The 15,704-nt window shown below is 63.4% G+C and carries 9 protein-coding genes; 5 read left to right on the plus strand and 4 right to left on the minus strand.

From position 1 onward, the window contains the following. Positions 1 to 78 precede the first annotated feature (78 nt). The 3 genes from ACP3TD_RS17920 to ACP3TD_RS17930 all read left to right on the plus strand — a co-directional run bounded on the left by ACP3TD_RS17920 (position 79) and on the right by ACP3TD_RS17930 (position 4,904). Entirely contained in the window at positions 79 to 630 is a 552-nt protein-coding gene (locus ACP3TD_RS17920) for a hypothetical protein (protein ID WP_426764328.1), read from the plus strand. After that, on the plus strand, positions 627 to 3,506 hold the full coding sequence (locus tag ACP3TD_RS17925; protein WP_426764329.1) for an ATP-binding cassette domain-containing protein: 2,880 nt from the start codon (positions 627 to 629) through the stop codon (positions 3,504 to 3,506). Before ACP3TD_RS17920 ends, ACP3TD_RS17925 begins: the two co-directional genes overlap by 4 nt. A 447-nt stretch (positions 3,507 to 3,953) precedes the next feature. Further along, positions 3,954 to 4,904 (plus strand): S1C family serine protease, encoded by a 951-nt coding sequence (locus ACP3TD_RS17930; RefSeq protein ID WP_426764330.1) that lies wholly within the window; start codon positions 3,954 to 3,956, stop codon positions 4,902 to 4,904. Between the two features lie 92 nt (positions 4,905 to 4,996). On the opposite strand, the gene ACP3TD_RS17935 is transcribed toward ACP3TD_RS17930, so the two are convergent. Beyond that, the gene (locus ACP3TD_RS17935) at positions 4,997 to 5,149 is read right to left on the minus strand and encodes a hypothetical protein (protein ID WP_169793873.1); all 153 of its coding nucleotides are present in this window, start codon (positions 5,147 to 5,149) and stop codon (positions 4,997 to 4,999) included. 206 nt (positions 5,150 to 5,355) lie between these two features. Here ACP3TD_RS17935 and ACP3TD_RS17940 point away from each other — a divergent pair, with 206 nt between their 5' ends. Next, positions 5,356 to 6,180, plus strand: a complete 825-nt coding sequence (locus ACP3TD_RS17940) for an alpha/beta fold hydrolase (protein WP_426767289.1) — start codon at positions 5,356 to 5,358, stop codon at positions 6,178 to 6,180. Positions 6,181 to 6,297: 117 nt separating this feature from the next. Here ACP3TD_RS17940 and ACP3TD_RS17945 read toward each other — a convergent pair whose 3' ends face one another. From ACP3TD_RS17945 to ACP3TD_RS17955, 3 genes are all read right to left on the minus strand, one after another. Further along, a complete protein-coding gene (locus tag ACP3TD_RS17945) occupies positions 6,298 to 7,530 on the minus strand; it encodes a saccharopine dehydrogenase family protein (RefSeq protein WP_426764332.1) in 1,233 nt (410 codons plus the stop codon). Positions 7,531 to 7,559: 29 nt separating this feature from the next. Next, entirely contained in the window at positions 7,560 to 11,207 is a 3,648-nt protein-coding gene (gene metH / locus ACP3TD_RS17950; RefSeq protein WP_426764333.1) for a methionine synthase, read from the minus strand. Between the two features lie 270 nt (positions 11,208 to 11,477). Next, positions 11,478 to 12,017: a hypothetical protein gene (locus ACP3TD_RS17955; RefSeq protein WP_426764334.1), complete on the minus strand. Its 540-nt coding sequence runs from the start codon at positions 12,015 to 12,017 to the stop codon at positions 11,478 to 11,480. Positions 12,018 to 12,581: 564 nt separating this feature from the next. Between ACP3TD_RS17955 and ACP3TD_RS17960 the strand changes: the two genes are divergently transcribed. Further along, a complete protein-coding gene (locus ACP3TD_RS17960; RefSeq protein ID WP_426764335.1) occupies positions 12,582 to 15,041 on the plus strand; it encodes an AAA family ATPase in 2,460 nt (819 codons plus the stop codon). Positions 15,042 to 15,704 lie beyond the last annotated feature (663 nt).

Genomic DNA, 15,704 nt, shown 5'->3' on the forward strand with positions numbered 1-15,704 from the left:
GGGAAGCCGGCCCGGAACGGAGCGTCACACAGCGTGACGGCACCTGTATCCGCACCCGCGACGCCCTACCCTTGACAGGTGACTTTGACTACGATGCGCACCGCCGCCGCGAGCTCCTTCGCCGCCGGTGTCCTGTTGACCCTCGCCGCCTGTTCCACGCCAGCCGCCACCCAGCCCTCCTCCTCCGCCCCCGCCTCCTCCGCGGGCGCGTCCGCCAGCGCCGACGCCGGCCCCTGCAAAGGCGTGAAGGTCATCGTCGATTCCGGTTCGCTGGACCAGGCCGCAGCGGACACCTCCGTCTGCGTGGATGCGAACGGAGCCACCCTGGCATCGGACGTGCTGGGCAAAGCCGGCGTGAAGATCGAGGGCACCGCCAAGTACCCCACCAGCTTCGCGTGCCGCGTCAACGGTGTGCCGGCCGCGGACTTCGACATCAAGCACAAGGGCGGCACTACGCGCGAAGCGTGCGATGACAAGAACACCGTCTCGTATTGGGCGCTCTGGGTGAAGCCCGCGGCCGGCGCGTGGGGTTACGCGCAGGAAGGCCTGGACAGCCTGAAGCTCAACCCCGGCGAGAGCCTTGAACTGCTCTACACGGTGGACAACGAACCGGCAGCCCCCTCGGCATGATTTTCCGACCCGCGCCGTTACGCGCAGCGGCGGTTCTCGCCGTTGTGTTTATCGCGGCGCGGGTCATCTACCGGGTTCTCTTCAACGGGGCCGGCCTCGGTGCGCCGCTCCTGCTCGACCTGCCTCCGCTGCGGCTGCCGGCCCCCTACGCCCATGTGGTCCTCCTCGGCCCGGTTTCGGCGCCCGGGGTGTGGGCGGCAGTCGTTTCAGCCCTTCCCATTGCCGCGACCATCCTCGCGTTCGGCCTGCTGAACGCCTGGGTGGACGTGGCCCGCGGCTTCGTACACCTGGCCCGCCGCGGCCCCCTGCAGGGCATCGCCCGCATGCTGGTGGTGGCGTGGTCCGCCCTACCCGCACTTGCCGACGCCGTCACCTCCGTCCGCCTGGCGTTCCGGTTGCGGAGCGAACGGTTTGGTCCGCGCGCCCTGGTGCCGATCCTGGAGCGGACGCTGGAGCACGCCGGCCGGGTTGCCGCCGCTTTGGAGCTGCGTGGCTTCGGCAGCCGGGGGACCTCCGTTTCCATGGACGACGACGGCGGCCCGCTTCAGGTGCGTGACGCCCGGTTCCGCATTGGCGGGACGCAGCTCCGCGTCGCCGAGTTTTCACCGTTGGCCGGGACAGTGTCGGTGATGACCGGGCCCACCGGCTCCGGCAAGTCCACCATCCTGCGGGGCATCGCCGGGCTCCTTTCGCATGTTGACGGCGGCGAGGTGGCCGGGACGGTGCGCGTTGGCGGGCTGGGCCGGGTGTCCACCCCGCCGCGGGAGACGGCCCAGGTGGTTGGGGTCGTTTTGCAGAACCCCCGCGCCGCGTTCGCCACCACCCGGGTCCGGGACGAGATCGCGCTGGCCCTCGACCTGCGAGGTGTTTCAGCCGCCGATTCCAAGGCCCGCGTGCAGGAGGTGGCGGATCGCATCGGCGTTTCGGCGTTGCTGGACCGGACCATCAGCACCCTCTCGGCCGGCGAGGCAACGCTGCTGTCCATCGCCGCCGCGGTGGTGGAACAGCCGGCACTGCTCCTGGTGGACGAGCCCTTGGCGGACCTCGACACCACGGCACGCGCCCGCGTGATCGCCGTGCTCCACGCCCTCGCCCGCGACGCCGGTGTCTGCGTCATCGTGGCCGAACACCGGGCCCAGGCACTGGTCCCCATCGCCGATTCGTGGTGGACCATCCGGGACGGCGCACTGGTTCCGGGCGCGGCTCCGGCGGCTGACGCTGCGCCTCCCGAGGCTCCTCCCGTTGTCCTTCCTGCCCCGGCTGCCGTGACCGTACTGGCGGCAGAAAACCTCGCCGTACACCGCAGCGGCAACCCCCTGGTGCGGGACGCCTCCGTGACCCTGCACCGCGGCGAGATAGTGGCCCTGGTGGGGCCGAACGGCGCCGGGAAGTCCTCCGTCCTGGTGGCGCTGGCGCTCAGTGAGGTTAAGGGCGACCGCGGTAAAGCCGACAAGGGAACGATCGAGGTGGGAACAGCCGACGGCGGCAGGGTGGCCCTGGTGCCGGACGCCTCGGATGACCTCTTCACCAGGGATACCGTGGCGGGCGAGCTCAAGGCGGCTGAACGTCGCCTGGCCCGGCGCAAAGATGCAGCACCCCAGGCCCCCGGTTTCGCGGCCGAGCATCTCGCCCGGCTGCGCGGAAACGCCGGTATGCCGATCGGGTACGAGCATCCCCGGGACCTCTCGGCCGGAGAACGCCGAATCCTCGCCATCACACTGCAGACCCTGGACCGGCCCCAGGTCCTCCTCATCGACGAGCCCACCCGCGGCCTCGACCCGGCAGCCCGTTCTGCGGTCGCGTCGGCGTTGCGTGCTGCGGCGGACGACGGCGCTGCGGTCCTGATTGCCACCCACGACCACTCCTTCGCCCACGGCCTCGGCGCCCGGATCCTGCCGATGCGTGACGGCGTGGCGCCCGCGGTTGCGTTGCCGCCCGCAAAATCCGCAGCTGCCGTCCCCGCCATCCCGGCCCAACCGTTCTCGACTCCCCGTTTCCTCGACAGGCTGCCTGACGTCCCGGCCCGGCAGAAGTCGCATCGCCTCCGGATGCCGCGGCCTGTTGAGCTCGCCGTCCTCGCAGCCGCGAACCTGCTGGCGCTCGGTGCTTTCTGCTGGCCCCTGCTGGCGGCGGCCCTCCCGGCGGACGCCGCCGCTGCGCTCCCCTACGCGGCCCTGGCCATCGCACCCGTGGCGGCTGTCGCCATCGTGGTTCTGCTGGACGGATCGGTGCGCTCAGCGCATACCGTGGCACTGCTCGGCGTCCTCGCAGCGGTGGGCTCGGCGGTGCGGGTGGCGAGCACTGGCGTCGGCGGCGTGGAGGCTGTGTTCATCCTGCTGATCCTGGCCGGCCGGGCGTTCGGGGCCCGGTTCGGACTCCTCTTGGGTGCCGCCACCATCGCGCTGTCGAGTTCGCTGTGGGGCGGGATCGGGCCGTGGACGCCGTTCCAGGTGTTCGCGTGTGCGTGGGTAGGCGCCGGGGCCGGGCTGCTCCCCAAGACGGTGCGAGGGAAGGCCGAACTGTGGATGCTGTGCGGGTACGGGGTTGTGGCGTCGTACCTGTTCGGGCTGCTGACCAACCTGTGGTTCTGGCCCTTCGCTGTGGGTGCCGGCACCGGTATCTCATACGTGCCGGGGGCGCCGCTAAGCACCAACCTCAGCAGCTTCCTGCTGTACTCGCTCCTGACCTCGACGGCGGGGTGGGACACGCTGCGGGCGGTCACCACCGTCGTCGGGATCATCGTGGTGGGCCGGGCCATTCTCGCCGCACTGCGCCGGGTGAAGCCGGTCTCCGGCGGGATTGCGAAAGCCCGCGCCCAGGGTGTCCATGCGCCTGAACCATCCACGAATGGGACCCGACACCAGTTCACTTCCTAGGGTTTGCTGAGCTATTGAGACGGTAAACAAGCCCCCCCCTATTTACGCTCCAGAAAAATAGGGGGGTCTTGATACGGAAATTGTTCTTTTCCCGGATTAGCTTTTAGTTAGCCGTCTTCCGCGGCTGCCGGCCGAGCGTTAGGACTGAATTCAATGGAGACCAGAAAGCTTCCAGCCCCGGCAATTTTTCCATCTATTACCGCAGTTTCCCTCTCCGCGCTGTTGCTCGCCGGATGTACCGCGCCTGTCGCCACACCGCCTCGGGATAGTTCACCGACAACGTCTCCCACGGTGACGCAACAACCGTCACCAACCAGCCCTGCCCCCAGTCCTTCGCCGACCACTGCACCGCCCACGTCATCGGAGCGGGCGGCGCCTACATCCTGGCCGGAAGTAGTGGCCGAAGTGCAGTCCGGGGTGGGACAACTGAGCGTCACAGGCTGCGCCGTGAACTCCACCGGCACTGGATTTTTGGTCGCTCCTGATCTTGTGGTCACTGCGGCCCACGTCGTTGACGATGCTGCAGCCATCAGCATCGACTTTGGCGGCACCTCGGTGGGCGGCGTGATCTTGGGGTTCAATGAACTTGCAGACCTGGCACTGGTACGCCTGGAGTCTAAAGCGGCAGGCCATCAGTTCCAGTTTCAATCCTCGGAGCCACCAATTGGAACCGAAGTTGCCGCACTCGGCTTTCCTCAGAGAGAGTCATTAACCCTTACCAGGGGTGTTGTAAGCGGGCTGAACCGCGACATCAACTTCGGGAGCGGAGTTATCGGCAACATGCTGCAAACAGACACCGCAATCAATCCCGGAAACAGCGGTGGACCTCTGCTCAACCTGGAAGGGAAAGTCACCGGAGTAGTTAGCGCAACCCGGAAAGACTCGGAAGGCATGGCCTATGCAGTCACCGCACCTAGGGTTACAGAAGCGGTATCAGAATGGCAAAAACGGGGAGTACCGATGGCGCCCGTAGATTGCGGGGAGGCGCCCGCGCCAAATTCCGGGATATTCCCCATGAAAGTCAGCTCGAACCATGATCAGGCCAACAACATCGGCCAGGCCTTGTTACTGCACGGCCAAGGCATCAACCGCGGCGCTTACTCTGCAGCTTTCAAACAGTTCACACCGGAGTTGGGGGCAAGTTTCGGCGGCGAGGCAAAGTGGAGTGAAGGACTCGGCTCGTCGTACTGGACGAAGCTCGACGTAGTCAACGTAACAGGGGCAGGAGATTCCCTGGAAGCTAACGTCCTTTTGCAGACACGACAGGACGCCCAGCACGGAGTCGATGGACAAACCTGTTCCAATTGGCGAATCACCTACACCATCGTGTGGGACGGAGCAGCGTGGCGCATAGCCGGAACTTCCTTGCCTCACGGCAAGCCCCAACCCTGTAACTAGGTCTGCGGCTTGCCGCCCACGGGCACAAAAAAGCGGACGACGGCGGGAAACCTCCCGCCGTCGTCCGCTTTCCTTAAGTCGGACGTTTCAGGTCAGACGTTGGCCCTGCGTTTGAACCAGCCCCATACGGCGGTGGCCACAAACAGGATCAGGCCGATGAAGGCCAGCCAGAGCAGTCCCTTGACGACGAAGCCGAGGACTGAGAGGACCAGCCAGATAATAAGCAGTGTGATGATAATTCCCATACGGGAAGCTTAGGCCGTCTGAGCAGCGGAAACGGGCACCAACTCACACCTTGAAGTACTTGGCCTCCGGGTGGATGGACCGCGTCAGTACGTAATGGGCTGGATCGACACAGCCTTGACGGTCATAGTGGGAGGATCCTTAGAATTCGTTGTTTCCCGTGGATAGTCTGGGAGTGGACGCCACCCGGCGGAGGGTCAGTGAGAAAGTGATCGAAGCAGCTGCTGCGGTAATCGGCCGGAACAACGTGACCATATCAGGGCGGGATGATGGGCCCGTGATGATGTTTGCCCACGGTTTTGGCTGCGATCAGGCGATGTGGCGGAAACTGCTGCCCTATTTCGCTGATGATTATCGGCTGGTGCTTTTCGACCATGTGGGTGCAGGACACTCGGATATCAGCGCCTATGACTGGGAGAAGTACGGGTCCCTCAATGGGTACGCGTCGGACCTGCTGGAGATCTGCGCCGCCCTTGAATTGGAGGACGTCATCCTGGTGGGACACAGCGTCAGCACGATGATCGCCGTGATCGCCGCCGTGCAGGACCCCAACCGTTTCTCCCACCTGGTCCTGCTTGCTCCTTCGCCCCGTCATACGGATGACCCGTACGACGGTTACGTGGGCGGGTTTTCCAGGGAAGACATCGAGGGCCTGCTGGCATCTCTGGACAGCAACTATTTCGCCTGGGCCGCAGTCTTGGCGCCCATGGTTATGGGCAACCCGCAGGAGCCGGAATTAGCGGAGGACCTGCGGGCCAGCTTCTGCCGGACAGATCCGGCCATCGCACGGCATTTCGCCGGGGTAACCTTCTTCTCCGATACCCGGCCTGAACTGAGAAAGGTGCGCACCAACTGCCTGATTCTGCAGTGCTCCGACGATCGGCTTGCCCCGCCGGAAGTGGGCGCCTACCTGCACAAGAATCTGGAACACAGCACCCTGGTGCAGCTTCAGGCCACCGGGCACTGCCCCCACGTCAGCGCTCCGGAGGAAACGGCCCGGGCGATTCTGCAGTACCTCGACACCCGCTCGTGACAGCCGCCGCTGGCCCCTCCCCCGCCCGGTTTGAAGCCTACTTCGACCAAGCACCCCGCGGTTGCCTGGGCAACAGATGGTACTGGCGGAACCTCAAGTGATCTGCAGGACCTGGGTTCACGCCAGTTTAGTTACCTGGTAGGTGTGGCCGGCGGCTCGGAGCCGCCTTATGAGCACGGTGCCGAGTGCAGTGGCCGGTGTCAGCGACCCATTAGCGGTCGGCAGCCTGTCACCGTCGAGGGCAAGAGCAAGTGCACTCTCCCCTGCCATCACGGCGGTGGCGGCATAGCCGGGATCACCGGGGCCAGCAGCAACGGCCTGGTAGCGCTGGCCGGATTCGGTACGGGCGGTCACCTGCGAGTGGAACCAGCCTGCGTGCTGCGTGCCGGTGCTCGGACCCGCACCTGGTGCCGGAAGAAAGCGATCGAGCACTTTCCGGCTGGGTGGGAAAGCCATCGCGCCCATGAATGACCGAAGCCCGAGTGCCATTGCCCTGGCGGTGACCGCTCCTGCCGGTCCGGGTGCCACTCCCATCACCTCGCCGTACTGAAGGGAGCGGCCGTAGGCCCAGCCCTGCAGTGCGTTGCTGCGGCGAACTATCCGGGTGTTGAACGGGGCCATGATGAAAGGCGCAGTCCAGGTGCCGTCCTCGGAACGGTGCACGGGACCGGCGTCAGGCGGCTGTGGTGTCGTCGGCTCCCGTGTACGGTCGGGGCTCAGGGCATAGGGGTCCGCAGCTAGTGACCTCAGGGCGGTGCTTGATCGCATTGCGTCGAGCTGCCCGCGCATCGACTCGATCGTGCCTCCGCTGATGCCAGCCTTGGCCGTTGCAACGAGCTGGACCTCGGCTAAACCGCCTGCGGCATCGGCTTCTGCCGCCTGATGCAGCAGCAGTACGGCGAGGTCGGACGGCACGGAGTCGTAGCCGCAGGAGTGCACTATCCGGGCCCCGTTCATCTTGGCCAGATCGTCGTAGCGGTCGATAGCCTCCCGGATGAAGGACACCTCACCGGCGAGGTCTCCGTAGTGGGTACCGGCCCGGGCACAGGCCTCGACGACGGGCAGTCCGTGTTTCGCGTATGGACCGACGGTGGTGAAGAGCACGCGTGTGGTCGCAGCCATGGCGGCCATTGAGTCCGTGTCCTCGGAGTCGGCTTCGATGAGGGCCCATCCGTGCGCCGCGGCCGGCAACTGCGACCGAACCGCCTCGAGCCTGGACGTGGACCGGCCCGCGAGTCCGACCCGCATACCGGCCGGTGCATGCTCGGCGATGTAGCCGGCGATCAGTCTGCCAACGAAACCCGTCGCTCCGTAGAGAACGAGGTCATGTTCCCGCGATGAGGTGTCCATGACTGCAGCCTTTCACAGCGGCGTTCAACTCACACCTTGAAATACTTGGCCTCCGGGTGGTGGAACACAAAGGCGTCGGTGGACTGCTCGGGGTGCAGCATCAGCTCATCGCTGAGGACCACGCCCATGCGCTCGGGCTTCAGCAGCTCCACCACCTTGCGGCGGTCCTCCATGTCGGGGCAGGCGGGGTAGCCAAGGGAGAACCGTGCGCCGCGGTAGTCGAGCTTGAACAGGCCTGCCTTGTCCTTGGGTTCCTCGGCGGCGAAGCCCAATTCCTTGCGTATCCGGGAGTGCCAGAACTCGGCCAGGGACTCGGTGAGCTGCATGACCAGGCCGTTGAGCTCGTAGTAGGCGCGGTACTGGTTGGCGGCGAACATCTTGGAGGTGAACTCCTCGATCTTCGATCCGGCGGTGACCAGCTGTACCGGGAGCACGTCGATCTGGCCGGATTTGCGGGAGCGCACAAAGTCGGCCAGGCAGAGGTGCCGGTCGCGGCGCTGGCGCGGGAAGTTGAAGCGCAGGCGGTCGGTGCCGATCGGGCCGCCTGAACCACCATCCGGGGCGAGCAGGCCCGCCTGGCCCAGGACGCCGTCGGGATCCTCGCCGTGGTGCAGCACCACTACCTGTTCGCCCTCGGACACTACGGGGAAGTAGCCGTACGCGACGGAGGCGTCCAGCATGCCTTCGCCGAGGATGCGGTCCAGCCAGTAGCGCAGGCGCGGGCGGCCTTCGCGTTCCACGAGTTCCTCGTAGGAGGCACCGTCCTCGCCGCGGCCGGGCTTGAGGCCCCACTGCCCCATGAAGGTGGCGCGCTCATCGAGGAACGCGGAGTAGTCGTGCAGCGAGACGCCGCGGACAATGCGGGTGCCCCAGAACGGCGGGGCGGGCACTGGGTTGTCCGCGGCGACGTCAGACCGGCCGGGCATTGCCTCGGGTTCGGTGACGGTGAAGGTGGGGCCGCTGCGATGGATGCGCTTCTTCAGCGGCGGCAGGCCGACGTCGTCCGGGGACGCGCCGCGGGCCACCTTCACCAGCGGCTCCATGAGGGCGAGGCCCTCGAAGGCGTCCTTGGCATAGCGGACCACCCCGTCGAACTGCTCCGCCAGGTCCTGCTCCACGTAGGCGCGGGTCAGGGCTGCGCCGCCCAGGATGACCGGCCACTTCTTGGCCAGGCCGCGGGCCTGCAGCTCGGCGAGGTTTTCCTTCATCACCACGGTGGATTTCACCAGCAGCCCGGACATGCCGATCACGTCCGCGTTATGCTCCTCCGCGGCGGCCATGATCTCGGCGATGCCCTGCTTGATGCCGATGTTGACCACTTTGTAGCCGTTGTTGGTGAGGATGATGTCCACCAGGTTCTTGCCGATATCGTGCACGTCGCCGCGGACGGTGGCGATCACCATGGTGCCCTTGCCGGAAGAGTCGGACTTCTCCATGTGCGGCTCGAGCAGGGCGACGGCGTTCTTCATCACCTCGGCGGACTGCAGCACGAACGGGAGCTGCATTTCGCCGGCGCCGAACCGCTCGCCCACCACCTTCATGCCTTCGAGCAGGTGGTCGTTGATGATGCCGAGCGGGGTCATGCCTTCGCTGCGGGCCAGGTCCAGGTCCGCTTCGAGGCCCTTGCCTTCGCCGTCGATGATGCGCCGCTCCAGGCGTGCGCCGGTGGGCAGCGCCGCGAGCTCGGCGGCGCGCTGGTCTTTGAGGGCAGCGGTGTCGACGCCGGCGAACATGTCGAGCATGATGGCTAGCGGATCGTAGGTGGTGTTGCCGTCCGCGTCGTATTCGCGGCGGTCCCAGACCAGGTCCAGGGCCACCTTGCGCTGGTCTTCCGGGATGGAGGCGAGCGGGACGATCTTGGCGGCGTCGATGATGCCGCTGGTGAGGCCCGCTTCCGCAGCTTCATGCAGGAACACCGAGTTCAGGACGATGCGCGCGGCAGGGTTCAGGCCGAAGGACACGTTGGAGACACCGAGCGTGGTGTTGATGCCGGGGTACTTGGCGGTGATCTGCCGGATGGCTTCGATGGTTTCGATGCCGTCCCGGCGGGTCTCTTCCTGGCCGGTGGCGACGGGGAAGGTCAGCGCGTCGACGATGATGTCCTCGACACGCATCCCCCATTCGCCCACCAGGGCGTCGACGAGGCGGGAGGCGATGGCCACCTTGCCCTCGGTGGTGCGGGCCTGGCCCTGTTCATCGATGGTCAGGGCGATCACGGCGGTGCCGTGTTCCTTGACCAGCGGCATGATGCGGGCGAAGCGGCTGTTGGGACCGTCGCCGTCCTCATAGTTGACGGAGTTGACTACGGGGCGGCCGCCGATGAGTTCCAGGCCTGCCTGCAGGACGGGAGGTTCGGTGGAGTCGATGACGAGCGGGAGGGTGGAGGCCGATGCGAAACGGGAGACGATCTCCTTGACGTCCGCGACGCCGTCGCGGCCCACGTAGTCCACGCAGACGTCCAGCAGGTGCGCGCCGACGCGGATCTGTTCGCGGGCGATGTCCACGCAGTCGTCCCAGCGCTCTTCGAGCATGGCCTGGCGGAAGGCCTTGGAACCGTTGGCGTTGGTGCGCTCACCAATGGCCAGGTAGGCCGACTCCTGGTCGAAGTTCACGTGCTGGTAGAGGGAGGCGATGCCGGCTTCACGCTCGGTGGGTACTCGTGCCGGAGCTGTTTTGTCCGCCGTGGCGGGCACGGCTTTGTTGCGGAAGGGCGCAAGACGTTCGACGACGGCGGCCAGGTGCTCCGGCGTCGTACCGCAGCAGCCGCCCACCAGGCCCAGACCGAATTCGCGGACGAACTGCTCGTGCGCGGTGGCGAGCTCGGCGGGTGAGAGCGGGTAGTGCGCGCCGTTGGCGCCGAGGACGGGCAGGCCGGCGTTGGGCATGCAGGCGATGGCCACGGAGGACTGCTTGGAGAGGTGGCGGAGGTGCTCGCTCATCTCGTCCGGGCCGGTGGCGCAGTTCAGGCCGATGGCGTCAACGCCGAGCGGTTCCAGGGCGGTGAGCGCGGCGCCGATTTCGGAGCCCATGAGCATCGTTCCGGTGGTCTCGACCGTCACTTCGACGAAGATGGGGAGGCGGATGCCCTTGGCGACAATGGCTTGCTTGCAGCCGTTGACGGCAGCCTTGGTCTGCAGGAGGTCCTGGCTGGTTTCGATGAGGAACGCGTCCGCGCCGCCGTCGATGAGGCCCTCGGCCTGGAGCGCGAAGGTCTGCTTGAGGTGGTCGTAGGTGGTGTGGCCGAGGCTGGGGAGCTTGGTGCCGGGCCCCATGGAGCCGAGGACCCAGCGCATGCGGCCGTCTGTTGCTTCCGCTGCCTCAGCGCGTTCGCGGGCGATCTTGGCACCCTTGAGGGCGAGCTCGGTGATGCGGTCGTCGATGCCATAGTCCGAGAGGTTGGACCAGTTGGCGCCGAAGGTGTTGGTTTCCACGGCGTCGATGCCGGTGGCGAAGTAGGCGTCGTGGATGTCCGCGATGACGTCCGGCCGGGTGTCGTTGAGGATCTCGTTGCAGCCCTCCAGGTTCTGGAAGTCCGCCTCCAGGGACAGCTCCCGGCCCTGCAGCATGGTGCCCATGGCCCCGTCGGCAATGACGACCCTGTGGTTGACCGCGTCCAGGAGCGCCTGCGCGCGGACGGGACGGGCGACAGAGTCTATATCCAGAGCAAAACGAAGCATCTCATCAGGTTACGGGTGGGGGCTGACACGTTGCGCTGTGTGTCGGTGTGCTACGGCGGCGGGTTGGTGCGGTACTCCTGTGGGCCGGCGAGACCATCCATGTTGATTTGGCGCACATCGGGATTTGGGGCTTTCGCTCCAGATGGCGCCGCAAGAAACGGAACCGGAAACGCGGACTGCCATCGGGCCGCCCTCGGAGAGGCAGATATTGTGGCGGGTTCCGCTTCCGAGGCATGCCGCAATGATCAACAGACCTTCACCCCGAAATGCTCAATTGCTTTGCGAATCGACAATTTTCACACTCAGTCCAGAGTTCGGACCGGGAGGCAACCCAAAAACGCTCTCGGCCCAGGTCGACGTACGCATGTCGCCCAACAGACGTCCGGCAGAGAAGCGGCTACCTATCAAATCTTCGGACTCAATCCTAGGGTTGACCACTGCCTTGGCCCGGTATACCTCCACATCATCATGACCCAGTTTCGTAGCTTGGAGACAAACCGCACGGATGTAAAATCTGTTGAACTCCCCCTCGGCAAGCGTCTCGGCCGCATTGATGGGGACTGCTTTTTCGTATTGCTTCCCGTTTCGTTGTGAAGTCTCTGTCAGACGCAACGCACTAGTGGAAAACAGAGATTCCGCCAGAGATTTCGGCGTACCAGAAACAGCGGCGGCCAGAAGCAGATCAGGCCAAGAACTCGCTCCTTCATCAGTGAGGCGGCGACTCACGTAGAGCACCCCTCCCTGCACGTCCCTCTCGATTTCTTGCGACATGTGATTTCGTACGGGTTTATCCAGATTAAGTAATTCCATTTGGGGATCATATCGGTAAATTAGATTAATCATCAATAAATGGCTGTCACGAGAGTTTTCTCAAGACAGCGAGACGTAGGCTTTGGTGAGTATATCCACGCGGATAGGCCGGGATGCACTTAGAATACCCGCCAGACCGAACCATATGACGGACCAGTGATGCAAGAGGCATGACATCGACTGCGTCCAGTCGGCTCCTGGTATCAAAAAATCGCCATTCCCCCAGCGGCGTGGAATGGTCGGTAAGGGGTGCAATCACTTGCACACCTTCGTGGCCGTGCCTCTCGACGCCCGAACGCCGTTCAATGCACAGGTTTAATCAATTTAACTGGCATCTTCAACGAAGGGTGAATCCCGTAGTGCTTGGTGGAGACAACTTCGATGCCTCAGGCCATGGCGGGCACCCTAATTTCGCGATTCCGGGTAGACGACTCCAAAAAACGATACTTAGCGGACAAGGCTTGGCGTCAAGCAGCACCCCTAGCATGAATGCTCTACTAACCATTGAGTATGCGAGGATAAATCCGTTGTACCGTCGAGGCCGCTTCAAAACTGGGGGAATGCGTGACGCTGGTAGTCGAAGAAGAGCAAACCGATGCTCTCACGATGTTTTCGTTTGAAGAGATCGTGAATGAGATTGCTCAGAGACGAGCAACGGCGCGCCAAAACACCGAAAGCTGGGATCGTCTTCATGCCGTTGCGTCGGAACTTGCCGGCTCATCAAGCGATGGCACACCTTGGCTGGATCCGGGTCGGAGTTGGCGACTTGAGCGGATCTCCATATGCAACTATCGCGGGATTCTGAACGACGATCCGCTTGTGCTTGTTTTTGATCCGACGCCAGGAATCACGGTCCTACATGGTCTGAACGGTGCAGGTAAGTCCAGTATTAGCGATGCGATTGACCTGGCTCTGTCCGGGAGCATACCAGCAGCGACTGGGGGGAGAGCCGGTAAAGCTGCCCTCTGGGATCCGGTACATCTCGCGAGGGGTTCATCATCGGCCCGAGTCGAAGTGACCCTCTCCTCGCAGGGGGACCGCTTAGTTTTGGCGACAGTCTTGGGTGAGACAGGAGACGTCGAATCCCACGATGCCCGCCTGGAAAGCCTGAACGGCTCACAGCAAGTCGATCTCGGGTCGAACTGGCATCAGGCCTTAGTTAGCCATCAACCCGTCTTCGCCTACGCATCGCTTGAGCGTCGAGTGCAGTTGAGCAAAGACTTAGCAACTTATTTCGAGGGCTTGTTGGCCTTGGGTGGAAGTTTCACCGCGCTTCAGGAGACGATCACCCTCCGGGGCAATGCTTCCGCGGAAGCATTAAACCGGTGGCGCAGCGCAAAAAACGAGGCTATGCGCTCTCTTTCCCAGATCGACAACGATCGACGTTCTGTCGGCAATACAACGCCTCTCGACCCGGTACCTGAGCCCATCATCGGCGATTGCAAGGACAAGTGGCTGAACGACGCAGGATTGCTCGAGACGGGCCTAAATTCCGACTCAATGCCTGCTGACACCAAGGAAAGACTCTCGACGGCGGCCACGAATGTTCTAGTTACCATAAAGGAATTTGAGAAGGCCGGCACAACGGCTGAGCAATATCTTGCGGGGACATTGGAACAATTACACGACGAAGCCAAGAACCGCCATCTGGAGGACCGCACGTGCCCCGTTTGCGCGGCTCCGAGCCCAAGCTGGCTGAAAACGCTGGGGGAAACCGTCAAACGAAATCAGAATCTGTCATCCTTGAGGGCGAGGGTGGCCCAGGATACGAAAGCCTTGGCAATCGTTGCAAACGAGTTGCTGGTTGCCACCATCAAAATCGGTTCTCAGGCCGAGTCGTCTGATCCCATCAATGCGTTGAGTTCCTTCGGGCAGAAGGTATTGGACAAATTCAATGGTGCACGCGAAGCAGGGATTGCCACGCAACACTCGGTTCTGACTGCAACGGCAGAACTGTCGGATTGGCTTCACTCCGATGACGCGCGAACTTTGATGGATGAGGCCGTGGCGCGGACCGATGCGACCAAGCAATGGCGCATTGCCAGAGCACGGGCAGTCGAGGATTTCGCCGCGTGCTGGGAAGCGGATGGCGTATCTGCTGCGGAATCTCCCATGTGGACCGCAACTTCAAGTCGAGTTGACGAGCTTCGAAATCAGCTCCGAAAGAGGCGGAGCATCTCACTCGAAGGAAAAGCCGGCGCACGTGTAACGGAACTCCTATCCGATGCCGAGCTTCATCTGAAGAGCATCAGCGTTCTGGCCACCAAAGCATCAATGGAGCTCGTTGACGAGAACGGCAACCGGGTCGACCTCGGCATGCTAAGCGCAGGGCAGAGAAACGCTGTCCTCCTAGCTCCACTGCTCGCGTCCGTGGATGGTGGACCGTTTGGATTCCTTATCTTTGATGACCCTGTCCACGCCTTCGATGAACTGAGGATCGATAGGCTCGCGGGCTTGCTTTCCGAGCTCGCTGAAACGCGCCGCGTGATCGTCCTGACACACGATGATCGACTAAAAGAGCATCTGGCGGCTAGAACCCACGACTGCGACACGCGTTTGGTGGATCGTTCCGGTGCCACTGGGGCGGTAAAAGTTACGGACAGCAGCCACTTCTGGGACCAATTGCTAACCGACGCAGGGACTATTCTTGACCTCTCTCTCGAAGAGACCGGAACCACGACGGACGTCACCGATCCGATTCGCGGCTTGTGTCGAATGAGTATCGATAACGCGCTACGGGCTTTCGTCCTTCGGAATGCTGTCCTCTTCGGTCGAGACACGGATGCAGACCTCACGAACCTCGACAAGGCATACACGACTGAGCAGCGACTCGCGGTCGCAACGACCTTTTGGCAGGGACCGACCCCTGCCTCGAATCCCGTGACGCGGGCGGTGCAGCGATGCCAGCCGCACCTGGCCTCCTGGAACCAATCAATCCACGGAAATTCTCAACTCAGCCAAGCTACAAGAGCAGAGATACGTGCCGCGCGCGATGCCTGTAAGGCATTGGCTTCGACGTCATGACTGCAGATCATGTGACGAACGAGTCTGGGTCACGCTTAGCGGTCATCAATCTGCGCCTCCGGGTAGAGCAAATTGCAACGAAGGCGGTGTCGGACGCGTTTGCGAGCCAAATAGTCGTCGTAAATCAGATCAAGATCGGCCCTCGGCTGGCGTTTGCACTCGTAGCCTACGAGGGACGAGCGGCGTCTTCGGAATTACTCGGTCTCGTACGACTAGCACGACACATTTACAAACGAACTTCGGATGTTCTCCACGGAAGAACAAGCATGGTAAATCTTCCTGCGGTGCTCTTGACCGAGTGGGAAGCCATCGTCGTCCGCCTTGAGGCGATAGCCCGGATAGAACTTCTAGTGACTGAAGACCGCTCCTCACCCAAGAGGAGATAAGAAGCGGCTCGCCCCACGTACTTTTGTATCTGGGCCTCGCAAGTCTCGATTCGAACATCCTCCTCTGTTGCCGGAACTAAGCTCTCGGAGATAGTAGCGTTCGGCAACATGCGGCCGGTCGGGCACAGACCTAAACTCGAGAGAAAGCCTGGCAGACTTCCTAGGCTTGCAGCACGTCCGAGGACCAGGGCGAAGGGAACGGAAGCACCGCAAGGAACTCAGAAACCGACGGTGACGAACGTCCGTCGGTACCCGGGGCAGTCTCAGAATCGGCGCG

Origin of the sequence: Pseudarthrobacter sp. 1G09 (assembly GCF_050038305.1) — a bacterium.
Taxonomy (GTDB): domain Bacteria; phylum Actinomycetota; class Actinomycetes; order Actinomycetales; family Micrococcaceae; genus Arthrobacter; species Arthrobacter equi.

Excerpts from the sequence above, each read along its gene's own strand:
- ACP3TD_RS17925 (WP_426764329.1), top strand. The coding sequence starts at position 627 with ATGATTTTCCGACCCGCGCCGTTACGCGCAGCGGCGGTTCTCGCCGTT.
- ACP3TD_RS17935 (WP_169793873.1), bottom strand. The coding sequence starts at position 5,149 with ATGGGAATTATCATCACACTGCTTATTATCTGGCTGGTCCTCTCAGTC.
- ACP3TD_RS17945 (WP_426764332.1), bottom strand. The coding sequence starts at position 7,530 with ATGGACACCTCATCGCGGGAACATGACCTCGTTCTCTACGGAGCGACG.
- metH (WP_426764333.1), bottom strand. The coding sequence starts at position 11,207 with ATGCTTCGTTTTGCTCTGGATATAGACTCTGTCGCCCGTCCCGTCCGC.
- ACP3TD_RS17955 (WP_426764334.1), bottom strand. The coding sequence starts at position 12,017 with ATGGAATTACTTAATCTGGATAAACCCGTACGAAATCACATGTCGCAA.